This window comes from Methylocystis iwaonis (assembly GCF_027925385.1).
Classification (GTDB): Bacteria; Pseudomonadota; Alphaproteobacteria; order Rhizobiales; family Beijerinckiaceae; genus Methylocystis; species Methylocystis iwaonis.
The window spans coordinates 42,584-64,490 of record NZ_AP027144.1; the positions used below are offsets into that span (position 1 = coordinate 42,584).

Genomic DNA, 21,907 nt, shown 5'->3' on the forward strand with positions numbered 1-21,907 from the left:
GCGTCCGGTCCCGCTAGGGACTGCCGGACGCGACGCAAGCCCGCCCGGCGAGGGCACACCGCGCTTTTGTAATACAAAAGCGCTTTCCTGCCTTGTCTAAACTAACCTACACTAACTCGTCAATTCCATTTCCGCTTCGAATGAAACTCCGGGAGGCGCACGCAAGCATTCGGAATGGAACTCAACAGGGCGCGGACACGAACATTTTGGCCGGTCCATGCGACGTATGACGGTGGTTCGTGGCCATGTGTTGTGATGATGTTAGGATAGCATTGTTGATATGCGAGCTCATTTCAATGCGATAGATGGGCAGCTATGAGGCGCTAGGATGAGCTGTTCATTGACAAGCCGATAAACCAACCATGTGCCACTTACGCGGCGGCCTGTAGGACAGTGCTTGCGCTTCTAATGCCTCTCTATATGTATTAGACTGCCATTCCGATTTGATTGCCGTCGAACGATGACAGGGACTTATTGCGATGACGAAAGGCGTTAATGGTCTGATAACCGGTTGTCGTATGGCTAGAACGATGTCTCTCCTAGTGCCGGGTAGCGGGGGAATTGCTCCGCCATCCTTGTGCTCACAACTTCCAAACAATGTTGGTATTGCAGGAATCTTAAGGGGAGTTTCTGCGACGGCTTTCAACGCTCATCGTCTGTCTCATGGCACTCAATTGCGAATTTCAGCGGGAAGTCTAGGCGCGCTGGTCGAGCTAATCGAGTCTGCCTCTGAGGCACAAGAAGGCGCGTTGTCTGTCTGTCGAAAAGCTCGAAGGCGGCTTGGGCATAGGCCGTAAGGAAGGAGGGCGATTGCGATGGTGGAGCGGGATGACGGGCGTCAAACGGGAAGCGGACGGCGAGAGACCTATCAGGCTGATGACCTGACGAAGATGGCGGAAAAGCTAGAGGCTCTCCCTGACGCCGGAGGTCGGAGAGAGCTATCACGGGCGAATGCTGTGAAGTTTTTGGAGCCGCAAATCGAAGCCCTTCGGAAGAAGGGCTACACAACGAAGGAAATTTGCGAGTCTCTCACTGAGGTAGGTTTGAAGATCACGCCTGCGCAGCTCTGGAAACTAATGCCGGTGGGGAAATCGACTGCAAGGGGAGTGAGCGGCGCGGCGGGGTCGGCGTCTAAGGCGGGCTCTGGTGCGGAGCGCAGAAGCCAGACGGGAGGATCGAAGACCGCAGTAAAAGGGGACAAGGGGAAATCGAATGCGGCAGCGCGGGAGCCGCAAGGGTTTTCTGTGAAGCCGGATCGTCTTGAGATTTAGGAGGTCGCATGTCTGAGCGAATCTATATCGTGGGTGGTTCAAAGGGCGGTGTCGGAAAGTCGATGGTGTCGCTATCGCTGGTCGATTATCTGCTACAGAGGGACAAGAAGGTTCTTCTGGTCGAAACGGATAACAGCAACCCCGACGTTCACAAGGCGCTGCAAGGGGTGGTTGAAAGTCAGATTATTGATCTCGATGAGGCGAGCGGTTGGGTATCGCTCGTCAATGTCTGCGACCAAAAAAAAGGCCATGTCGTGGTGGTCAACACGGCGGCCCGGAATAATAGGGGCGTTTCGAAATTCGGCGCGACGCTAAACGATACTCTGGCCGAATTGGGCCGGGAGCTGATGACGTTTTGGGTCATCAATCGCCAGCGGGACAGTCTGGAATTGCTGGCCGATTATCAGATGGCTATCCAGAGTACAAAGCTGAACGTGCTGATGAACGGCTATTTTGGGGATGAGGCCAAGTTCGAGCTTTACAATTCGTCAAAGATCAAAGCGGCAATCGAAAACGATCTGAAAGGCAAGTCACGCCTGTTCCCCGAGCTGGCGGATCGGGTTGCCGACGATCTCTATTCGAAGCGACTGAGCATCGAGGCTGCGTCGAAGGAAATGCCAATCGGGAACCGAGCTGAACTAGGCCGCTGGCGCCGTCTCGTCGCGGCGCTGTTCGACGATCTCTTAAGCGAGCCGGAAACCGTGAAGGCGAGAAGCGCACGGCCGAAGGCGAGTGAGGCGAGCGCGGAGTCGTGAGGCTGCTTCTACATACGGGGGAAGCCGTCGAACGCGGGGCAACGTGAAATGGACGAAGAGGTTGTATCGAATTTCGAAAAGCTGTTTCGGCGGGCGGCGACCTCGCGGGAGCGGGAGCAGCTCCGCCACATGCAGCAAACCTTGGGCCTGTACGAAAGCGACGCCCTATGGCTGATCGTGCTTGCGCTGCAATACTACGAGAGCCTTTACCTGCAATATCCGAAAGCAATCGGACAGGCGGCCTCGGAAATTCTTGACGATGTAAAGAAGGTTTCGGATCGCGTCATTCGTGCGAGCGCGGAATCGGCTAAGGCGGATTTGGCGAAGGCGGTGGCTAGTGTCGCGCGCGATGTGGCGCGCGACACGGCGCGCCGACAAATGACTCAGTGGCTCGTGGTCGGCATGTTCGCCGGCGCCGGGCTTCTCGGGATCGGAATATTCATCGGCGCGCGGTTGTGAAGGTAGGAGAGACGGAAAGCCCGCTCACGCGGGCTTGCTTTATTGATCGGCGGGCCTATCGGCCCGCCATTATTTCGGCGTGACGCACAAGTCTGTCTGCGCGAAGTCGGCGCCCGTGTAGATCAAAGACGCGCGGTAGGCTTTCGCACAGGCGTACGCATAGCAATCTCCAAGGTTGAGGCCTGCCGGGTGGCGGCTACCGCCATATTGTTCGAAGGCCCGAAGGGCGGCGGTGGTCATACTGTCAGTAATGTGAATGACTCTGATGCCTGCCTCGTCCAGCAAGGCGCGGATGATGGTCTCGGCGTCTGCGGCTGCCATCTGGCGGACGTTCATGAGGCGGGCGGCCGTCTCGTAGACCGCGAGCGGCGACGTGTATGGCGCCTTAGCGGCCGCGATCCGCTGCGCGATGTCGGGACCGTTTTCCTCGGCCAAAAGGATTGCGAGAAAAGCTGATGCGTCGATCATCATTTTTTGTCGGCCCACATGGCGTCGAAAAATTCTTTGTCGGTCTGATGCGTTTGCGACTCTCGAACCGGATGCGCCGCCACGCGCGCGATGAGCGGTTGCAACCTTTCCCAAAGCGGGATTTTGGCGCGTTCGCGTTCGAGCTCGTTAAGGCAGGCTTCGCGGATCGCGTCGACAATGGGCTTGCGCTTTGCCTTTGCGAGGCGTCGAATGATTTCGTCGGTCTCGGGGTCTTTGATGCTGTAGGCCATGAGGGGCGGATACCTCGCTAAAGATATACGGATACCGTAAATCAGCTATAAGCAGGCCGCCCGCATCGCGGAGAGAGAACAACGTTCGCGGCGGGCCGGCGGCGGGGAGAAATGGCCGGCGCCCAGTTCGCTAATCCTTGCAAATCGCCGGATGGACGCGCTGCAAATCCAGCGTGAGCGTGCCGACGCGGGTAGATAGGATTTTCAGGCCGGGGTGGGTCTCCTCCATACTGACCAAACGCGGGATGATGATCGGTCGATGTACCATCAAGATCCGCGCGACGGCCTCGATCGTAAGGAAAGGAGAGCGGGCGGCGTCGCCTGTGGAGTCATTTCCGAGGATCAGCGCGCGGCCGGCGACGGGCGTACCTTCGCGCCCGGCGACGGTGAACATGCCGGTGACGGGCTTAGTCAGGCCATCGTCGTCAACATAGGCGGTGTGCCGCTTGTCGATCTGATGGAGCGCCAGGTAATCGGCGCCGACGAAGAATCGGGCTGTATCGAAGATGGTCGCGGGCTCGATCTGCACGGGCCGGATTGTCGCGGCGCTAGGGTCGAGCAAATAGGCTGCAATGGTGCTCATGGTTCGTGGTCCTCGGATGACGGGAGGGAAAGGGGCTGTCGTTGCAGCCCCTATCGGGGGTCACTCGGCCGCGAGCGGAAAGGGCTCGTCGTTGGCGCGTTCGTCATCCGCTTCTGCCTCGTCGTCGCCCTCGATGTCATTGGCTGGCGCCAGCGTCGTTTTGAGCGGGCCGGGAAGCCAGCGCGCATCTTTCATTTTCTCAACGAAGAGAGAAACGGCGTCGGCCTTTTGAACGTCGAGGATGTTCTTGGCTTCCCATTCCTCGCGGCCCGCCTCGCGCAGAGCGTCGGCCATGTATTTTTTGGAAACGCGCTTGCCGAAGTCCTTTGACGGCCGCCAATAATCGGCCATGTCGAAGTCGATCGCTTGGGCGATCTGATCCGTGTAAGGCCGCTTGGCCGCGTCGATCTGTGCGGCGAGAAGGTAGGCCATGAGATTTGAAAGCTCCTGCGGCTTCGCGTCGAGACACCACGCCCAAAGGTCAGCGGCGCGGCTTGGGAGCTTCGCCCGCCAGTCGGCGGCGAGGGCGTCGAGCGTCTCGAACGGTTTGGCGTTGGCCGGGTCGTCGGCTTTGAGGGTGCGGACGGGCACGCCCGCCCGCAAGCCAAGCGAGGAAGCGTAGGACTGGTGGTAGAAGGCGTCGAGAGCGAGATTGTGAACCAAGGCGGCGAGCGCGACGTCGGGGCGTTTCGCGAGTTCACAGGCGAGCGCGGCGCTGCGGGTCGTCGTAAGGTCGAAAACGAGAGCGTCGGTCAGATTGGCGGCGGGCGCTTCGTCGGCGGCGGCGCCAGTCGAGCCATTGGCAAGGCGGGCGGCCTCTTTCCGGTCGCCCGGTTTCACAACGCCCCGCTCGATCCGGAGCGCGCCGCTGTAGTCGATTGTAACGATGACGCCCGCCGTCGCCATTTCGGCCGAGTCGTAGGCGGTGTATCGGTCCATGATCGCCGCGCGCTCGTCTTCGAGGTCGTCGCGTTCTTTGAAAAGCCTGTTTTCCGCGGCGTCGTCCTCGATGCTCTCAGCGTCGATTTCGATTTCTTGCAAGCGGGCGTCGATGACGTCGATCCGCTTCGCGTCTTCGGGCGAAGGGTCCGTCTCTTTGGGATAGATACGGCTCAATCCGCCGCTGTGGTAATTATACTCTGTCGCGGTCTCCACCCACTTCCAACCCTCGCCGCGCATGGCCTCGGCTTCCTGTTCCAGCTTTGCGGCGGCAAGGCGATGAAGCAAGGTGCGATCGGTGAGGCGGATGCGGCTTTCGTCGTCATCAAAGAGGTCACGTAGCACGACGCCGCCCAGCTGCTCATAGACTTCGACGGTCACGAAACGCGCCATTTTATCGCTGGCCAGCGCGGCTTCGGGACTCAGGGCGGCGCGCAGCTCGTCGGGGTCGCGCTGCCACTCTTGCGCGTCGAACCATGCGGCCTCTTGAGCCGCGTGGTCATCGGTAAGCGCAAGCGCTTGAAGCTGCTCAAGCGTAATGGCGTCCTTGCGAAGCTCGGCCAATAGGTTCGGCGACACGTTCGCGAGCTTGAGGCGGCGACGGACGGTCATATGAGAAACGCCGTGACGGTCGGCAATGGCTTCCGGCGTCAAGCCTTCTTCTCGTGCGAGGCGGCCGTATGCTTCGATTGCATCGGCGGGGTGCATATTCTCCCGCGAGGTATTCTCGATCAGCGAGACTTCGGTGGCGCTGGCGGCGGTCTCGTCAATCTCGCGGACGCGAACGAGAAAGTCAGCGGTAACAGGAACGCCATCAACGCTCGCCTTCTTCGATTTAAGGAGATTGAGCGCCTTGAGCCGGCGATTTCCAGCCGTGACGAAGTAGCAGTTTTTGGGGGCCTTCTCGCCGGGGCGCGGGCGGCGGACGGTGAGATTCTGCAAGAGGCCCATGGTCTGGATGGTGGCGGCGAGTCCTTCAATTCCTGCGTCGCTCTCATAGCGGCGCACGTTCTCGGGGTCGGCGCGAAGCTGGCTGAGCCGGATCGCCGAGACAGGTTCCTTGGTCGATTCGGACTGATTCTTGGTCGTCATGGCTCTCTCTCCAAAGGTCCAATGAATGCTTGCGGGGAGCAAGCGAGCGCCCGGTGACGCCCGCTGTGTTGATCGTTACGACTGTTCGTCGTCGCTCGCCTTGGGTGAGAGGAGGTCGAAATTGTTCACGATTATGTCGGTCGTGTAATGCTTCACGCCGTCCTTGCTGTAAGAGCCTTCGGCAATCCGACACTCGGCGTAAATGGGGTCGCCTTTCTTGACGTTGGCGACGACGAAATTGGCTATTTTCTCATTGAGAAAAGTCAGCGTAACCCAATCTGTTTCTTCGCGACGCTCGCCGCGAGAGTCTTTCCAAGAGCGGTTCGTTGCGACGGATAATTTGACGACCTTGCCAACGGTTCGCGGTTCTGCGCCGGTGTGACCACGAACGATAAAAAGGTTAGTAGAACGCATTTTCTCTCTCCATTTTTGAAAGATGTCTCATTGCCTCGTTACGTCCCTCAATATAGGGTCACTCTATTCCATCGTCAATGTAAAAAATGCGGCCAATGTGATTTTTCCTTTTGTTTTTATTTGTGTTCCGCGCTCGGATGTTCCTTGTTCGACGCGCCGCAGGCGTGGCGAAAAGCAGACGTTCCTCGTCCCGACGCCTTCGGCGTCAACGCCGCGCGCAGCGCGAGTCACCCGCAAGGGGCGTCGCTTGCGACGCAGTGCGTTTACGCGCTTGACCGCGCGAGTACGGCGTTATGCTGACGGGTCGAGACGAGAACGAAAAAATATGTGCGCCGAGGGCGCACGCCGCTTAGAATGCTTGCGCGATGGGATCGTTACCCGAAGGGCGGAGACCCGCAGGGGGCTCCGGGAGCGCCGACGGCGCGAGTAGAGCCCGGCCCGGAGGGCGCGCCAAACCGTTGGCGAGCGGATAAAAGCTGATATAGTGTTTGTCGATGGCGAAGGAGGCCACGATGCGAAAGATGCTTAAAAGATATTATGTCTGCAGTTTTCTTGTGGGATTGGTCGGGCTGTCGTCCCCTGCTTCTGCGCAGGACGCTTCCTTTGGTTGTAAGGTGTTTATGTGCGTGGCGTCGGGTAATTGGCAAAGCATCGAATATTGCGTGCCTTACGTGACAACTGCGATCGCTCAAGCGCAGCTCGGGATACCTTGGCCTGTATGCACGGAGGCGCTGACCGGCGCGGTATCCCAAGGGCTACAGAGCGGCAATTCCCAGAACGGGGGGTAGAGTTAGCCTTCTGAGGGGCCGTTAGCGCCAAGCAAGATGAACTGGTCGGCAATCAGTTCGCCGGAAAGCCTACCACGGGCAATTACAAGCTGACCGGGAGCAGCATATTTCTGGACATACCGTCGTGTGGAGTGATGAACGACGGCGACATGATTTTCTGCTGGCGCCTCGACGATGTCGCCGGCACGATCGCGGCGTAGATAGTTCGATCGCAAGCCCACACGAATTTTCCCCGGGAGGATAGCGATGTCGAAAATTGTTCCGAGGATTTGAAACTCTGCGAAGGCGTTGCCGGCATTTTGGAGAGAAGATCTCTGATGATCCATGAGACGAATTAGCCCTTGCGTAGAACCAGACGTACTATATCCTGACGCTATTAAATCGTCAATGCGAGAACAGGCGTCGCGTATGAGCGGTACCGCAGACAAGCGGCGAAGGCCAGCTTTTCAGATTTCAGACTGTTGAGTGGGTGCGCGTCCGCGCGGATGGTGCCGTGGAAAAAATCGGTTTGCCTCGCGTTCTGTGGTTGGAAAGGACTCGGGATGAGGAATCGCATCAGGTTGTTAGATCAGGACCGGCCAAACGAATTTCTAGAGGTCTAAGTGTTGGAAGCCGGGCGGGATGAATTGTTGTTGGCGGTGCCGAACACGATTGTTCATTTCAGGTTACGGCGTCGGGGTGACATGTTTGAAGGGAGCCTCGGCGGTCGGGCGTTCGCGTTTTCGAGTGACCATGGAAAAGTGGCAAAAACGAGAGGATAGAAATGAGGAAGGTATTTTTGGGATTTATGGTTTTTGCTGTCGCGGCGGGCGGGCTGGCGGGGTGTCAGTCTGCGCAACAGTCGGCGGCAAACGCGGAGATGACATGCGAAGCGGCCGGCTTACGGCCGGGGACGCGACGTTTCGAGCGGTGCGCGAACGTGAATTACGCGCAGAACCGGGCGCAAGCGAGTCAAACGGAAGCGGCGGTTGCGACGGCGGCGGCGGCTGGGGTGCTCGGTGGCGCGCTGGTCGGTGCGGCGGCGTCGCGCCCGGTTTACTACGGCCCCGCGTACTACCCTGTGTATCGGGCTCCGTACTGGTGGTGACGCAGTTACGCGCCGCGCACCCGCGCGGCGCGTTGGGCGGGGGTAATTCGAAGGCAAGGTCGATGGCGCATGGGTTATAGGGTGGTAAAGGTTGACGGGACGTGGTGCGTCGTAGCGGTGGTGTCGCGCGAGGCGTCGCAGGAGGCGGCGGAGGCTGCGTTGCTGGAATTTGCAGCATTGGGTCGGGCCTCGGGCAGGGTGCGGCAGGCAGCGCGTGAATTGTCGCCGGAGCGGATGAAGAGTTTCCTGGGGCGGCTGCCGGAGAAGGGCAAAAGAACCCCTGAAAGCATAGAGGCGTGGCTGCGGTCCCTGCCCTCGAGTTCGAAACACTGAGAGCGGGCTGTCCTATGAGCGATCAGGAAGGCTGTGAAAAGCAAATCCGGACATTGACGCGGTCGGCTTTGGCGAGGGCCATCTACCGGGAATGCCCAGGGCTGTCGCGGCGCGCGGCGCGCAGGATCTGTGATGAGGTTTTCGAAGAGATTATTGCGTGTCTCGATGAGAGCGGGTCGGTTCGTCTTCGTCAGTTTGGGAGTTTCATCGTTCGGAAGAAGCGCGCGCGTGTAGGCCGGAATTACGGGCGTGGGGTGTGAGATTACCGCTCGAAGGACGGTCTCTTTCAAGCCGTCGCCGGTGATGGTGGGCTTTGTGAATAAGGTAAGGCGGCGCGACCGCGGCGGGGATTACAGCGACGACGACGGGACGAAGACGCTCAAAAGTGAGAACCCGCCGCGGGACGACTCTGCGGGTCTTTTTGCGCCTGAAATTCCGACGACTGACAGCAGCGTTGGCGGGGAACGCGGCCAAGCGAGTGATGGGGGGTGCTCTACTAAGCCGCCCGCGAAGGTTCGATTAGCGCCGGATCATCGTCGCCGACGCCTGAGCGGTTCACCCGCGGCGATACGATCCATTCCTGCAGCGCATCCTCAGGCGGCGGCTGGAGAAGCTCCGCTGGATTCTCGCCCGCCATCCATGCCCCTGCGTCGCACCAAGCGAGAATGACGGGCATGCGGTCATGAAAGGCCCGCATCCACTCGTTCGCGGACCCTACGATGACAGTCGCGGACTCGAGAGGCTCTTTCGTCTCAGGATCGCGCCAGCACTCCCATAGGCCTGCAAAGGCCAGCGGGCGGCCGTCTCGCGCCGAAAAATAGTGGGGCGTCTTCGCGCCTGGTTTGCCGGTCCACTCGTAGAAGCCCGAGGCGGGGATAATGCAGCGGCGCGACTTGAACGCCGAGCGGAACATGGGCTTTTCCGCCACAGTCTCGGCGCGGGCGTTGAAGGTCGAGGGCAGCTCCCCCAGCGGTTTCTTCCACCACGACGGGACCAGGCCCCAACGCATCGGGACCAGCTCCCGGCCGGCCTTGCCCAGCCGTAGGACGTCAATCGGCGTGGTAGGCGCGATGTTGTAGCGCGGCCGCAGATTGCGCGCCGGGCCGACGACGCTCAGGAAGCGCTCGACCTCCGCCCATGTGTAGGATTGCGTGAACCGTCCGCACATGGCCGGAAGATACCGCACTGGCGGGGAACGCGGCAACGCCCCAGGGGCTTTTTGCGCCTGATAATCCGATGCCTGAATGCCATGTTGGCCGGCTGTCGCGCGATGAAACCCGGAACCTTCCAGCGCATGTCGCCCGTGCCATTGCCGGCGATTCGCTGCACAGCTTCGACGAGCTCGTGATCGAATATCCGCCCATAATCGCGGCCGGTCACGGCTCGCAGTTCGACATGGCCATCGTCGGTCTCCAGTGTCAATCAGCATTGAAATGGGACCCCAGCTCGGCGCCGAAAAGGGACCCCTTTTGCGAAGCGGTTCTGCGGTTATCGGCGTGACGGAGGGAGGGCGTAGCCCGACCGGAGTTACGCCGATAACCGCAGCGGCCTGAATGGGGCGACGGCGTCAGGCGCGGTTTTTGAAGCGCCAGCTTTCGTTGCCGGTTTCGACGATGTCGCAGTGATGGGTGAGGCGATCGAGCAGCGCGGTCGTCATCTTGGCGTCGACGAAGACGCTGGGCCATTCGCCGAAGGCGAGATTGGTGGTGACGATCACCGAGGTGCGCTCATAGAGCCGGCTGACGAGGTGGAACAGGAGCTGGCCGCCCGCCTGCGCGAAGGGCAGATAGCCGAGTTCGTCGAGAACAACGAAGTCCATGCGGGTGAGGTAGTCGGCGATGCGCCCCTGGCGTCCAGCGCGGGTCTCCGCCTCGAGGCGATTGACGAGATCGACCGTATTGAAGAAGCGCCCGCGCAGGCCGGCGCGAATGCAGCTTCGGGCAATGGCGATGGCGAGATGCGTCTTGCCAGTTCCTGTGCCGCCGACGAGAACAATGTTTCGCTGCTGACCGACGAAGGCCCCGCTGGCGAGATCGCGCACCAGGGTTTCGTTGACTGTCGCCCCGTCGAAGTCGAAGTCGTCGATGTCTTTCGCCAAGGGCAGCTTGGCGATCGTCATCTGATATTTGATCGAGCGGGCGTGCTTTTCGGCGATTTCGGCTTTGAGAAGGTCGCCCACGATCTGCGGCGGCTCATGCTGCCGCTTGATGCCCGTCGCCATCACCTCGTCGTAAGCGCTCCTCATGCCATGGAGCTTGAGTTCTCCCATCAAATCGAAGATTTGCGTGCGTTCCATCATCAGCCCGAACTCCTCAGTTGGTCGTATCTTGCGCAATCGGCGAGAGGGGCGTGCCGGAGCGTCAGGGCGTCCGGCGTGAGGATGGTCAGCGGCGGGCCGGGATCGCGGCGACGCGCCAGAATGTTGAGAATGACGTCGGCGGAATGAACGCCCTGATCAGCCGCCTCGGTGCAGGCGGCTTCGACCGCTGGCAGTCCGTCGTCGAGAACGGCGGCGAGGATTTTCACCATCTGCCGATCGCCGTCGGCGGAGCCCGCGAGCTTGCGGCGGATCTTCTCCATGGCGGACGGCAGCACCCAGTCCTTGAACGGCGCGCCGTTCCTCAGGGCGCCCGGCTTCCTCGCCAGCACGGGCACGTAATGCCAAGGGTCATAGGCCGTCTCGTCTCGGCCAAAGCGCCTACGGTGTTCGGCGACGACAATCCCGTCCTGCCGAATGATGATGCGGTCGGCATAGGCCTGGACTTCGACGGGCCGGCCCACGGCGCTGGCCTTCACCGAGTATTTGTTGCTGTCGAAGCGGACCAGGCAGGTCTTCGACACCGCCGCGCTCACCGCATGGAAGCCGTCGAAGCGGCCCCGCAACGGCACGAGCTTTGGGCGCTCCTCCTCGAAGGCCTCCCAGATTGTTTTATCGGCAATCTCGGGATGGCGATGCGCTTTGGCGTAGGCGACGCATTTGTCGAGCAGCCAGGCGTTCAACTCGTCGTAACTCTTAAACCTCAGACGCGGCGTGAAGAAGCGCTCGCGCACCAAGCCGACCTGGTTTTCGACCTGGCCTTTCTCCCAGCCAGACGCCGGCGTGCAGGCCACGGGCTCGACGAGGTAATGCCCGCACATCTGGAGGAAGCGGCGGTTGTATTGCCGCTCCTTGCCGACGAAGATCGTCTCCACCGCCGTCTTCATGTTGTCGTAGATGCCGCGCGCGCAAGCGCCCTTGAAAAAGGCGAAGGCGCGATCGTGCGCGTCGAACACCATCTCTTGCGTCTCGCGCGGATAGGCGCGGACGAACGGCATGCGGCTATGGCAAAGCCGCATGTGGGCGACCTTCACGGTCACCGTCGCGCCGTTCAGCACGACGACTTCGTGGCTCCAGTCGAACTGATAGGCCTCGCCCGGGGAAAAGGTCAGCGGCACATAGGCCTGGGCCAGGGCGGCGCCGCGTTCCTTGCGCCAGTTTTTCGCGTAGCGGCGGACAGCGTCGTAGCTTCCGTCATAGCCAATCCCGCGCAGCTCCTCGTAAAGCCGGACAAGCGTCAGCCGTTCCCGAGGCGCCTTTGCCTCGTTCTCCGATAGGAGCCCTTCCAGTTGCTCCCGCCAGGGGCCAATCTTGGGAAGCGGCTGCGTCTCGCGTTCGTAGCGGAACTCCGTCGCGTCCGACCGAACGACCTTGCGCACCACCTTCCGCGACACGCGCAGCTCGCGACAGATCTCCTTGATCGGCTTCTTCTGGGAAAAATAGGCGCGCCGTATCTTCGCAATCGTTTCCACAACCAGCATCCCAACCCCGGCCTCCCTCGAAAAAGGAGGCCAATGTGGACCCTCAGCCCCGGGGTCCCGATTGGATGCCGATCACCCCGAAAACGGGGTCCTTATTCCACGCCGATTCACACGCTCGGCATTATTCGCGTAACCAACTGGTGACCTCGTTGGTCGTCTACGCCCAACAACAGGGCGTGACGAGCTACACCGGCGTGGCAGAGAAGGCATGGTTCGAGCAAATTCAGAACTTTGGTTGGAAATGTCGCGCGCTTGGCCCTTGCAATGGCCTTGAGCCCACGGCTCTGGTCGCCCTGCAGATCGAGATTGAAGACGATACGCTGGCCCGGCTGCAGGACGGTGGCGTCTATGCGCCGTGTCAATTCCGTACGCTGTATTCGAGGGATGTGCTGAATGGTTGGGAGATGGGGCAATGATCGCTTCCGAACTCTTGAAGAGGCCAGTCGCCGAACTCTCACCGCACCTCGAAGGACTACGCAGACATGGATATTGCTTAGCGCGCGACATTCTGCCGGCTCCGACCCTGACCGCCCTCTCCGAGGACATCGGCGATTGTTTCGAAAACACCCCGTTTTGTCTTGGTGGTTTCTACGGCGAGCGAACCAAGCGTTTCGGCTCGCTGCTAGCTCGGTCGACGCATGCGGAGGCACTCGTCTGCCACCCGTTGATGCTCGGTCTAGCGGCGTCAATCCTGGGGCCGTGGTGCGACACCATTCAGTTGAACCTGATGCAGGCGATCGAGTTACATCCAGGGGCGCTGCCACAATTTCCGCACCGAGATCAGGACATGTGGCGCGGCCCTGTGGGTGCGGTCGAATATCTTGTCAACGTCATCTGGCCCTTGACGTCTTTTAAGGAGTCGAACGGGGCGACCATCATCTGGCCCGATAGCCATGGTGTGCAGGCGCTCGAACCGACCCCTACTTACGCTCCAATCGTTGTCGAATGTGACCCGGGCTCGGCGATCATCTTCTTGGGCTCGACACTCCATGGGGCTGGTGGCAACCGCAGCCAAGACGTTCGCCGAGGTGTAATTGTCAGCTACTGCCTGGGTTGGCTGAAGCCGTATGAGAACCAATGGTTGGTCTATCCCCCGCAAGTCGCCCGGAGATTCAGGCCCGAGTTGGCTCAACTGATAGGTTACGTACAACATCGTCCAAACCTCGGGAACTACGAGGGCCAGTCTCCGGAGGTGTTGTTGCAAGACAAGATTCCGGCCCATTTTTCTGCCGCCGACGCACTTCGTCCAGATCAGGCGGCGGCCGTGGCTGACTTCGTCGCACGTCAGAGGGCCGCGACGGCCTCTCGGCACGATGAACTGCGAGCTCATCAAGTCGAACCGCCGATGGAGTTTCCGACTGTGCGATCGGCGGATCCATACCAGGGATCTCAGGAATCCTATTGAAGGGCTTCGCTTTGACCAATGCTAGAAAGACGCGCACCTTTGTCAGCGCAATACACGCTCGAGCTCCGCCCGACCTCGACCGTCGACATTCTGCAACCGCGATCCTCGAGGCCGGTCGACAGCCTGTAGATCCATAGCCCGCCGTCCGGATTGAGCATGCCTCGACGACAGTAGGGTCTTCGAGAAAGCTCGCTATGGCTGGTCCGAGCGCGGCGCGCACGCGTGCCGCCCTTGAGCCTGCGAATGGAGAAGAGGTGCTGATAAACCGCTGCGCTTCAGTCGATCGCGCGAAGGCAAATTTACGATAATTAGAAAAGGCAAGGAACCGGAGTAATCAAGAGTGTGAATATCTATGGCATGCGGCGGATTTCCGGCCCATATCGCCGGAAATCCGCCGCTCTTGTCGTTTGCCTCACTTCGAAATATATAGCTGACTGATATTGGTGCCGATTTGGTCGAAGGTCGTGACGATCTGGCTCGATGATGTGAGGAAAAAGAATTTTGTGCTGTCGCTGGCGCATTGCTGAAGGAGCGGAGAAAGTGGCGTCCCGTCGGTACTGACCTCCACCGTATAGATCGTTATTCCGGCCGCCTTGATGTTGTTGCAGGTCATCGTCTGGCGCGCGTCGATTTGTGATTGTCTAGAATACCAACGATCCTGCGTATTGAGGCCATCGCTGAGCAGGATGATAATCTGCTTGTAGGTGTAGTTCGGGTCCATCGCTGGTGCGGTAAACGGACCGCCGCCCGCGAGCGACATCCAGCCGAGCGCGAGGCCGATGGCCTGATTGGTATTGCCGTTGGGTTGCATCGCGTTGACCACGCTTTGCATCGTCGTCCAGTTGTAATTCAGACCCACCGCGGCTTGTGGGCATGAGCTATATTGCTCAGCAGAAAACAACGTTGCGGGGTTCGCAGTCGTGGGCAAAACGACATTGGTGTCATAGTTGCCAGGATCGGGAGCCGCTTCGTCGCCCCGGTCCTGTACGCAGCCGTTCCATGTGTTGTGGGGGTCATCGTGGAATCTTCCACAAAACGCACTCTAAGCCGCATCAAGGAAGTCGGCGCGGGGGCTTCGTAGGGGGCGGAAGGTGTTTTGAAGGGGCTCGGCCGGCCAGACGTAATCGCCGTTGAACGCAATGTGCTCCCACCCGAGCGGAGCGATGTGGGCAACGAGTTCGTCGGGGACGGTTTCGCCGCGGGAACGCAGCTCGTCGACGGCTCGTCCGAGATAGACGGTGTTCCAGAGAACGATGGCGGCGACCGCGAGATTGAGGCCCGAGGCGCGGTAGCTTTGGTTCTCGAACGTCCGATCGCGGATCTCGCCAAGGCGATGAAAGAACACAGCCCTCTTGAGGGCATGATGCGCCTCGCCCTTGTTGAGGCCGGCGTTGGCGCGGCGGCGCAGCGCGGGGTCGCTGATCCAGTCGAGCGTGAACAGCGTGCGCTCCAGACGACCGATTTCCCGGAGTGCCTTGGCGAGCGCGTTTTGCCGCGGATAGGCGGCGAGCCGGCGCATGAGCGCCGAAGGCGCGACGGTTCCAGCCTTGATCGACGCGCCCGAGCGCAGGATTTCGTCCCAGTTGTCGCCGACGACACGCATGTCAACCGCGCCACCGATGATCGAAGTGAGCGCTTTGTATTCCGCGTGGGTGTCCAGGACATAGAGCCTTCTATCGGCGAGATCGCGGATGCGCGGCGCGAAGCGGAAGCTTAAGAGGCAGCACAGGCCGAACACGTGGTCGATGGCTCCGGCGGTGTCGGTATAGTGCTCGCGAATGTCGAGCGCGCTTTCATGATGCAGCAGGCCGTCGAGAATATGGGCCGCCTCGCTGGCGTTGGCGGCGATGACCTTGGTGTTGAACGGCGCGTAGCGATCGGAGACGTGGGTGTAGAACTTCACGCCCGGCTCCGAGCCGTATTTGGGGTCGTTTGCGGGAGGGGGCGGAATCCTACGCTAAGCCGAGGACGCGCTTTCCGTAATCTCTGAGTTCGCCGTTGGGGCCGACATATCGATAGAGGGTTACACGCTCGATCCCGAGTTCCGCGCAAAGGGCGGAGACCGAGGTGTCGCGTTCGACCATGGCGGCCTGAGCCAGGCGGACCTGGGCTTTGGTGAGGGCAAATTTCCGGCCGCCCTTGCGGCCCCGCGCCCTCGCCGCGGCGAGGCCTGTCAGGGTCCGTTCACGGATCAGATCGCGTTCGAACTCAGCCAGAGTGGCGAAGATGCCGAAGATCATCCGACCAGAGGAAGTGGTCGTATCGATCTGCGCCCCTTTTCCGGTGAGCACTCTCAGACCGACGTCCCGATCCGACAGATCCTGAACGGTGTTGACCAGATGGGTCAGCGTTCGCCCGAGCCGGTCCAGCTTCCAAACGACAAGCACATCGCCCGCCCGCAACGCGCGCAGGCAAGCCTCGAGACCGGGCCGATTATCGCGGCTCCCGGACGCGCGATCCTCGTAAATCTGGTCTTCTAGAACGCCGGCGACACGCAGGGCGTCGTGCTGCAGGTCGAGCGACTGCGAGCCGTCGGCTTTCGAGACGCGGGCATATCCGATCAGCATGTTTCACAAACGATGGTTTGGGGCGCCGGCGGCGCCCGAGCTGTTCTGGCGCCCAAATATGTATCTTAAGACGTATCTTAAACAAGGCGTCTTAAACCGCGAGCAAAATTGAAAAAGGAACACACATGCCGCGCCGGATCGTGCTGACGCCTCGGCAAAGAGAAGCGCTTCTGTGCCTGCCGACCGAGCCGGCGGAACTGCTCATCCATTACACGCTCAGCGACGAGGATATCGCTCACATCAAACGGCGACGGCGGCCCCATAACAAATACGGTTTCACGCTGCAGCTTTGCGCGCTGCGCTATCCAGGGCGCATTCTGGCGCCGGGGGAACTGATCCCGAAAGAGGTTCTGGAGTTTATCGGAGCGCAGCTCGGCCTGCGCGCCGACGATCTCGCCGATTACGCCGTGCGCGAGGAGACACGCCACGAGCATCTTGCCGAGCTGCGCAGGATTTACGGATTCCGTTCCTTTTCAGGGCGCATCGCCCGCGACCTGCGAGACTGGCTTGGCCGCGAAGCCGAGCTCGCGGCGTCGAACGAGGACCTGGTTCGCCGGTTCGTGAACGAATGCCGCCAATCTCGCACGATCCTTCCTGCAATATCGACGATCGAGCGCTTGTCCGTCGATGCGTTGGTCGAAAAGCCGAATAGCCGATCGGTTGAGCCCTGAGGTCCGGGAGCGATTGCTGCGTCTCCTCGAAGAGACGGTCGATGAACGGGTGACGCGCTATGTCTGGCTTCGGCAATTCGAGCCCGGCGCCAATTCGTCAGCCGCCAATCGACTGCTCGACCGTCTGGAATACTTGGAAGGCCTCCCTCTGCCGGACGGCCTTTTGGTCGGCGTGCCAGTCCATCGGGTTACGCGTCTGCGCAGACAAGGGGAGCGCTATTATGCCGATGGCATGCGCGACCTGCCGATGGATAGACGGCTCGCGATTCTCGCCGTCTGTGCGGCGGAATGGCTGTCCATGCTCGCCGACGCCGTTGTCGAAACGCACGATCGCATCGTCGGAAAGCTCTACGATCTTCAGAGCGGCTTTGCGAGGCAAAGGTCTCGGACGAAAAGAGCGCCATCCGCGACACGTTGAAAACCTTCGCAGAAATAGGCGGCGCCTTGGTTGGCGCGCAAGACGATGGCGCGTCGCTCGAAGAGGTCATCGCTGCGAAGCCGGGCTGGGAACGGTTCAGGTCTCTCGTCGCCACAGCGGTCGGGCTGAGCACGACGATGGCCGCCGAGCCGCTCGATCATGTGCTGGACGGCTATGCCCGCTTTCGCCGCTACGCTCCGAGAATGTTGGGCTTGTTGAAGATGGAGGCCGCGCCCGTCGCCGCGCCGCTCTTGGCGGCGGTGGACGTCTTGCGGAATGGGTCGAAACGCGAACGATCGACGGACTTCTTGCGCCGGGCTCAAAATGGCGCCGTCATCTGCGCGTCCAGCCCGACGGGGATTTCCGGCTGTGGGAGGTCGCCGTGCTGTTCCATCTCCGCGACGCCTTCCGATCCGGCGACATCTGGCTCGCGCGTTCACGCCGGTATGGCGACATCAAGCAAACCCTCGTCTCGACGCAAGCGGTCACGCAAGCTCGTCTCGTCGCGCCTTTGCGGCCCGAGGAATGGCTTTCAGACCGGCGATCACGGCTCGGAACGCGCCTGAAAGACCTCGGCCGCGCCGCTCGCGCCGGCGCAATTCCCGGCGGCGCCATTGAGAATGGCGTCCTCCATGTCGAAAGGCTCGAGGCCTCTTCCCCGGAGGGGGTGGATGATCTGGTCCTCGACTTCTACGGCCAAATGCCGCGCGCCCGAATCACCGATCTCTTGTTGGAGGTGGACGCCAGCACCGCATTCTCCGAGGCGTTCAGGCATCTCCGGACCGGAGAGCCCTGCGCCGATCGGATCGGCTTGATGAATGTCCTCCTGGCGGAAGGCGTCAATCTCGGTCTGCGGAAGATGGCCGAGGCCACCAACACTCATAGCCATTGGGAGTTGATCCGCTTGGCGCGTTGGCATGTCGAAGGCGAGGCCTACGATCGCGCATTGGCCATGGTGGTTGAAGCTCAGGCCGGGCTTCCGATGGCCGCCTTTTGGGGGAGGGGCGCATCTGCTTCGAGCGATGGACAGTTCTTTGTCGCCTCTGAACAGGGCGAGGCCATGAACCTGGTCAATGCGAAATACGGCAACACGCCAGGGCTCAAGGCGTACAGCCATGTCTCGGATCAATATGCTCCGTTCGCGACCCAGGTGATCCCTGCCACCGCCAGCGAAGCGCCGTATATCCTCGACGGCCTGCTCATGAACGACGCGGGCCGAGCACTTCGCCGACACCGGCGGATTCACCGATCACGTTTTCGCGGCATGCGCGCTTCTCGGCTACAAGTTCGCCCCTCGCATTCGTGACCTTCCGTCGAAGAGGCTCTATGTCTTTGATCCCGCCGAGGCCCCGGCCGAACTGCGTCCGTTGATCGGCGGCAAAATCAATCAGGCGCTCATCGAGCGCAACTGGCCAGACATACTGCGCATCGCCGCCACCATCGCAGCAGGGACGGTCGCTCCCAGCCAGATATTGCGGAAGCTCGCGTCCTATTCCCGACAGAACGAGCTCTCATGCGCCTTGCGTGAAGTCGGCCGCGTCGAGCGAACCCTTTTCATGATCGACTGGATCATGGACGCCGACATTCGGCGACGAGCGCAAATTGGTCTGAACAAGGGCGAGGCTCACCACGCCTTGAAGCGAGCCGTCAACTTCCATCGGCGCGGCGAAATACGCGACCGCTCTGGCGAAGGCCAGCATTACCGCGTCGCCGGCATGAACCCCTCGCCGCCATCATCATCTTTTGGAACACGATGAAGCTCGGCGAAATCGTGGGCGCGAGAACGCGCGAGGGCGCGCCCGTGTCACCCGATCTCTTGGCCCACGTCTCGCCGCTCGGGTGGGAACACATCAATCTCACGGGCGAATATCGCTGGCCAAAAACCTTAGCGTAGGATTCCGCCCCCTCCCGCAAACGACCCCAAATACGCGGATCGGCCGTATCGCGAGGGACGAGCATCCGCGCAATTCATGCGGAGGAAGGTGGTGCGTCGCGGCGAGTTCCTAAGCCGAAAAAGGTCGTTCATTCGAATGATCGGTGGCTGGCTTCAGGCATAGGGAATGATCCGCTTGGCCGCTTCATCGCCTGTCCGCGCCCCTGGCCAAAAGTCGGGATACTAATCGTTCCTCCCCCGTAATGATTCTATGCACCGTGACGTAAACTCCTTCACGCCACACTACTGGCGTCTGATCGCGAAGCGCATCTAAACTGAAACCCTTCTCAACTACTTCCTGTAAAGCTTCCAATTGAGCGTTTAATGCATTGACGCGCTTCAGCGCGTATTCGATGCTTTGTCGAGATCGATGGCGCTACACAACTGAACGCCCTCGGATCACCTAAATCCGCCCGCAACTGATTTCAGCTTAGAGAACATCAAGATGAATATCGTCTACAGCTCCTCATAAGTACTCATCTCCCTTAAAAAAAAACTCCGCTGAACTAGCGTGCCGGCAGCTCAGCCGAACGCAGCGACATTGTCTTGCGCCTTGCACGGAGCGCAGAAAATGATCCCCAATCTCTGTTCTTTCGTTGGTGACACGCCTCTCGTGGAGCTGGAAGTCCCTTTCCAAAATACGGCCATCAGGCTGTTCGCGAAGTTGGAAATGTTCAACCCCGGAGGCAGCGTCAAGGACCGGCCGGCATTGTTCATGATCCAGCAAGCGATAGCCGAAGGCAAAATCACCAAAGGTAGCCATTTGGTCGAGAGTTCGTCCGGGAATCTCGCCATCGCGATTGCAATGATCGCACGGCAAATGAAGCTGGAGTTTACGGCCGTCATCGATCCCAACATCACGAAAAGCAACCGCGATCTGATCGAGACTTATGGCGCCAAAATCGAACTGGTCGAAGAGAAGGACGAAGAAGGCGGCTATTTGCGATCGCGAATTCGGCGCGTACGCCGACTTTTGGACGAACTGCCTAACGCCGTCTGGCTGAACCAGTACGCCAATCCAAACAACCGACGATCTCATTACGAAGGCGTCGGAGCGGAAATTGTACGAGACATGCCGATCGAGCCGACACACGCCTTTATCGGCGTCAGCACATGCGGAACGATCATGGGGGTGGCTCGTCGACTGCGGGAAGCGTGGCCGACCGTTCGTATCGTGGCTGTCGATGTCGTCGGCTCTGTCATATTCGGCTCTCCAGGTGGAAAGAGACGGCTTCCGGGCATCGGCGCCAGCCGTGTTCCAGAACAACTCGACACGTGCGAGATCGATGAAGTCGTCTATGTGACCGATTGGGAGTCCATGCAGGGTTGCTATCGGCTCGTTCGCGAAGAGGGACTTCTCGCGGGCGGCTCCTCGGGCTCGATTATCGCAGCAATCGAAAAAGCGGCCCCTCGCCTTCCGCGAGGCGCCGTCATCGTCACGATCATGCCAGATCGTGGCGAGCGTTATCTCGACACTGTCTACAGTCGTAACTGGCTACCTGAGAGCGAGCGTGTGCGGCAACCTCTCCGCGAGTCGCACAAAATCCTCGCCAAGATCTCCGAATTGCAAAGCGTCACCCGATCTTAGCCGGCCAAAAATATCTTTCTCTTCCTGAGGTCTTCATCAATGAGCGCTCTCGACATCGCCCGGCATGCGCCGGCGACCACTCATGCATTGCGTTTTCTCTCCCGCACCGACATCGCTTCTCTCGGGGGCGATCGTTCCGGGCTCTACATGCAAGCGGTGGAAGACGGTTTCCGACTTCATGCTGCGGGCGACTATGCTCAGCCGCTGAAGCCCTACTTGCGCAGCCCCCGTTCCTCCCATATCGCCGACCGCATCATCGCCATGCCCGCCTGGATCGGCGGCGACGATCCGATCGCGGGGCTCAAATGGATCGGATCGAAACACGACAACCCCTCGGCCCGGTCAATCGAACGAGCCAGCGCCGTCATCGTCCTGAACGATCCCAGCACGCATTTTCCGATTGCAATTCTGGAGGCGGGTCGGATCAGCGCTCTGCGCACCGCCGCCGTCACGGGCGTGGCCTGTCGTCACCTCGCCAAACCGATATTCCATCGAGTGGCGATCATCGGTTGCGGCCCCATCGGACGCACGCAGATCGAGATGTTCTGCGAGCAATTCCCACATGTTCGAGAGATCCGTCTTCACGACGTCCATGCAGGAAACCTCAGCGAGGGAGTTCAATGGGCGCGGGCTACGTTTCCCGAAGTAAAATTCACGCCTGTCGAGCATCCTCGCGCCGCCATCGAGGGAGCGGAGGTGGTGGTGACCTGTACGGTAACCGATCGGCCATACCTGCAATTCGAATGGCTTTCGCCGGGAACGTTCCTCGCCAATGTCTCCATAATGGACGCAGAAAAGGAAGTTTTCCTGAGGGCGGACAAAGTCGTCGTTGACGACTGGGATCAATCCAACCGGGAAAAAAAGATCATCAATCAGCTCGTCGAGGCGGGCGCCTTCTCGAGGCGGCAGCTCCATGCCGAACTCGGCGAGATCGTCGTCGGCTCCAAGCCGGGCCGCGAGAGCGGCGAAGAAATTATTCTGCTCAACCCGATGGGGATGGCGATCGACGACATCGTCTGCGCGCGCGCGATTCTCCGCCGCGCCGAAGCAGAAGACGTCGGAACAATGCTCGATTTGTTCTGAGGTC

At 60.3% G+C, this 21,907-nt stretch carries 18 protein-coding genes and 3 pseudogenes; 8 read left to right on the forward strand and 13 right to left on the reverse strand.

Annotation, left to right across the window (positions count from 1 at the left end; translation table 11 throughout):
- Window positions 1–1,279 precede the first annotated feature (1,279 nt).
- Entirely contained in the window at window positions 1,280–2,026 is a 747-nt protein-coding gene (locus tag QMG84_RS19455; protein ID WP_281932658.1) for a nucleotide-binding protein, read from the forward strand.
- Between the two features lie 48 nt (window positions 2,027–2,074).
- Entirely contained in the window at window positions 2,075–2,485 is a 411-nt protein-coding gene (locus QMG84_RS19460; RefSeq protein WP_281932659.1) for a hypothetical protein, read from the forward strand.
- Between the two features lie 69 nt (window positions 2,486–2,554).
- On the opposite strand, the gene QMG84_RS19465 is transcribed toward QMG84_RS19460, so the two are convergent.
- The 6 genes from QMG84_RS19465 to QMG84_RS19490 form a co-directional block, all read right to left on the reverse strand.
- Window positions 2,555–2,956 carry a type II toxin-antitoxin system VapC family toxin gene (locus QMG84_RS19465; RefSeq protein ID WP_281932660.1) on the reverse strand — a complete coding sequence of 134 codons (402 nt, stop codon included), beginning with the start codon at window positions 2,954–2,956 and terminating at the stop codon, window positions 2,555–2,557.
- Entirely contained in the window at window positions 2,953–3,204 is a 252-nt protein-coding gene (locus QMG84_RS19470; RefSeq protein WP_281932661.1) for a type II toxin-antitoxin system VapB family antitoxin, read from the reverse strand. Before QMG84_RS19470 ends, QMG84_RS19465 begins: the two co-directional genes overlap by 4 nt.
- Window positions 3,205–3,334: 130 nt before the next feature.
- Window positions 3,335–3,787, reverse strand: a complete 453-nt coding sequence (locus tag QMG84_RS19475; protein ID WP_281932662.1) for a hypothetical protein — start codon at window positions 3,785–3,787, stop codon at window positions 3,335–3,337.
- Between the two features lie 60 nt (window positions 3,788–3,847).
- Window positions 3,848–5,818 (reverse strand): ParB/RepB/Spo0J family partition protein, encoded by a 1,971-nt coding sequence (locus QMG84_RS19480; RefSeq protein ID WP_281932663.1) that lies wholly within the window; start codon window positions 5,816–5,818, stop codon window positions 3,848–3,850.
- Window positions 5,819–5,893: 75 nt separating this feature from the next.
- Entirely contained in the window at window positions 5,894–6,232 is a 339-nt protein-coding gene (locus QMG84_RS19485) for a single-stranded DNA-binding protein (RefSeq protein ID WP_281932664.1), read from the reverse strand.
- Between the two features lie 790 nt (window positions 6,233–7,022).
- Entirely contained in the window at window positions 7,023–7,346 is a 324-nt protein-coding gene (locus tag QMG84_RS19490; RefSeq protein WP_281932665.1) for a hypothetical protein, read from the reverse strand.
- Window positions 7,347–8,454: 1,108 nt separating this feature from the next.
- On the opposite strand from QMG84_RS19490, the gene QMG84_RS19495 reads away from it, so the two are divergent.
- On the forward strand, window positions 8,455–8,700 hold the full coding sequence (locus QMG84_RS19495) for an HU family DNA-binding protein (RefSeq protein WP_281932666.1): 246 nt from the start codon (window positions 8,455–8,457) through the stop codon (window positions 8,698–8,700).
- Window positions 8,701–8,936: 236 nt separating this feature from the next.
- Here the strand turns inward: QMG84_RS19495 and QMG84_RS19500 are convergent, their stop codons facing one another.
- The 4 genes and pseudogenes from QMG84_RS19500 to istA form a co-directional block, all read right to left on the reverse strand.
- Window positions 8,937–9,608: an SOS response-associated peptidase gene (locus tag QMG84_RS19500; RefSeq protein ID WP_281932667.1), complete on the reverse strand. Its 672-nt coding sequence runs from the start codon at window positions 9,606–9,608 to the stop codon at window positions 8,937–8,939.
- 101 nt (window positions 9,609–9,709) lie between these two features.
- Window positions 9,710–9,859 (reverse strand): annotated as a pseudogene (locus tag QMG84_RS19505) (DUF932 domain-containing protein); the annotation flags it as partial.
- A 148-nt stretch (window positions 9,860–10,007) separates the two neighbouring features.
- Window positions 10,008–10,736 carry an IS21-like element helper ATPase IstB gene (istB, locus tag QMG84_RS19510; RefSeq protein WP_281932041.1) on the reverse strand — a complete coding sequence of 243 codons (729 nt, stop codon included), beginning with the start codon at window positions 10,734–10,736 and terminating at the stop codon, window positions 10,008–10,010.
- A 2-nt stretch (window positions 10,737–10,738) separates the two neighbouring features.
- Window positions 10,739–12,238 (reverse strand): IS21 family transposase, encoded by a 1,500-nt coding sequence (gene istA / locus QMG84_RS19515; protein ID WP_281929030.1) that lies wholly within the window; start codon window positions 12,236–12,238, stop codon window positions 10,739–10,741.
- Between the two features lie 149 nt (window positions 12,239–12,387).
- Between istA and QMG84_RS19520 the strand changes: the two genes are divergently transcribed.
- Window positions 12,388–12,654: a hypothetical protein gene (locus tag QMG84_RS19520; protein WP_281932668.1), complete on the forward strand. Its 267-nt coding sequence runs from the start codon at window positions 12,388–12,390 to the stop codon at window positions 12,652–12,654.
- On the forward strand, window positions 12,651–13,643 hold the full coding sequence (locus tag QMG84_RS19525; protein ID WP_281932669.1) for a phytanoyl-CoA dioxygenase family protein: 993 nt from the start codon (window positions 12,651–12,653) through the stop codon (window positions 13,641–13,643). The genes QMG84_RS19520 and QMG84_RS19525 overlap by 4 nt, the downstream gene beginning before the upstream one ends.
- Window positions 13,644–14,055: 412 nt before the next feature.
- On the opposite strand, the gene QMG84_RS19535 is transcribed toward QMG84_RS19525, so the two are convergent.
- The 3 genes and pseudogenes from QMG84_RS19535 to QMG84_RS19545 form a co-directional block, all read right to left on the reverse strand.
- The gene (locus QMG84_RS19535) at window positions 14,056–14,502 is read right to left on the reverse strand and encodes a vWA domain-containing protein (protein WP_281932670.1); all 447 of its coding nucleotides are present in this window, start codon (window positions 14,500–14,502) and stop codon (window positions 14,056–14,058) included.
- 183 nt (window positions 14,503–14,685) lie between these two features.
- Window positions 14,686–15,573: pseudogene (locus tag QMG84_RS19540) on the reverse strand (Tn3 family transposase); the annotation flags it as partial.
- Between the two features lie 22 nt (window positions 15,574–15,595).
- Entirely contained in the window at window positions 15,596–16,210 is a 615-nt protein-coding gene (locus QMG84_RS19545) for a recombinase family protein (protein WP_281932671.1), read from the reverse strand.
- A gap of 125 nt (window positions 16,211–16,335) precedes the next feature.
- Between QMG84_RS19545 and QMG84_RS19550 the strand changes: the two are divergent.
- From QMG84_RS19550 to sbnB, 3 genes and pseudogenes are all read left to right on the forward strand, one after another.
- Window positions 16,336–19,193, forward strand: a pseudogene (locus QMG84_RS19550) (Tn3 family transposase).
- 610 nt (window positions 19,194–19,803) lie between these two features.
- Window positions 19,804–20,820 (forward strand): 2,3-diaminopropionate biosynthesis protein SbnA, encoded by a 1,017-nt coding sequence (gene sbnA / locus QMG84_RS19555; RefSeq protein ID WP_281932672.1) that lies wholly within the window; start codon window positions 19,804–19,806, stop codon window positions 20,818–20,820.
- A 39-nt stretch (window positions 20,821–20,859) separates the two neighbouring features.
- Complete coding sequence (gene sbnB / locus QMG84_RS19560) at window positions 20,860–21,903, forward strand: 2,3-diaminopropionate biosynthesis protein SbnB (RefSeq protein ID WP_281932673.1); 1,044 nt, start codon at window positions 20,860–20,862, stop codon at window positions 21,901–21,903.
- Window positions 21,904–21,907 lie beyond the last annotated feature (4 nt).

What these genes read in the sequence shown, in the direction of transcription:
- QMG84_RS19500 (WP_281932667.1), bottom strand. Translation starts at nt 9,608, where the DNA reads ATGTGCGGACGGTTCACGCAATCCTACACATGGGCGGAGGTCGAGCGC.
- QMG84_RS19545 (WP_281932671.1), bottom strand. Translation starts at nt 16,210, where the DNA reads ATGCTGATCGGATATGCCCGCGTCTCGAAAGCCGACGGCTCGCAGTCG.
- QMG84_RS19470 (WP_281932661.1), bottom strand. Translation starts at nt 3,204, where the DNA reads ATGGCCTACAGCATCAAAGACCCCGAGACCGACGAAATCATTCGACGC.
- QMG84_RS19480 (WP_281932663.1), bottom strand. Translation starts at nt 5,818, where the DNA reads ATGACGACCAAGAATCAGTCCGAATCGACCAAGGAACCTGTCTCGGCG.
- QMG84_RS19485 (WP_281932664.1), bottom strand. Translation starts at nt 6,232, where the DNA reads ATGCGTTCTACTAACCTTTTTATCGTTCGTGGTCACACCGGCGCAGAA.
- QMG84_RS19465 (WP_281932660.1), bottom strand. Translation starts at nt 2,956, where the DNA reads ATGATGATCGACGCATCAGCTTTTCTCGCAATCCTTTTGGCCGAGGAA.
- istA (WP_281929030.1), bottom strand. Translation starts at nt 12,238, where the DNA reads ATGCTGGTTGTGGAAACGATTGCGAAGATACGGCGCGCCTATTTTTCC.
- istB (WP_281932041.1), bottom strand. Translation starts at nt 10,736, where the DNA reads ATGGAACGCACGCAAATCTTCGATTTGATGGGAGAACTCAAGCTCCAT.
- QMG84_RS19525 (WP_281932669.1), top strand. Translation starts at nt 12,651, where the DNA reads ATGATCGCTTCCGAACTCTTGAAGAGGCCAGTCGCCGAACTCTCACCG.
- QMG84_RS19490 (WP_281932665.1), bottom strand. Translation starts at nt 7,346, where the DNA reads ATGGATCATCAGAGATCTTCTCTCCAAAATGCCGGCAACGCCTTCGCA.
- QMG84_RS19475 (WP_281932662.1), bottom strand. Translation starts at nt 3,787, where the DNA reads ATGAGCACCATTGCAGCCTATTTGCTCGACCCTAGCGCCGCGACAATC.
- sbnA (WP_281932672.1), top strand. Translation starts at nt 19,804, where the DNA reads ATGATCCCCAATCTCTGTTCTTTCGTTGGTGACACGCCTCTCGTGGAG.
- QMG84_RS19495 (WP_281932666.1), top strand. Translation starts at nt 8,455, where the DNA reads ATGAGCGATCAGGAAGGCTGTGAAAAGCAAATCCGGACATTGACGCGG.
- QMG84_RS19455 (WP_281932658.1), top strand. Translation starts at nt 1,280, where the DNA reads ATGTCTGAGCGAATCTATATCGTGGGTGGTTCAAAGGGCGGTGTCGGA.
- QMG84_RS19460 (WP_281932659.1), top strand. Translation starts at nt 2,075, where the DNA reads ATGGACGAAGAGGTTGTATCGAATTTCGAAAAGCTGTTTCGGCGGGCG.
- sbnB (WP_281932673.1), top strand. Translation starts at nt 20,860, where the DNA reads ATGAGCGCTCTCGACATCGCCCGGCATGCGCCGGCGACCACTCATGCA.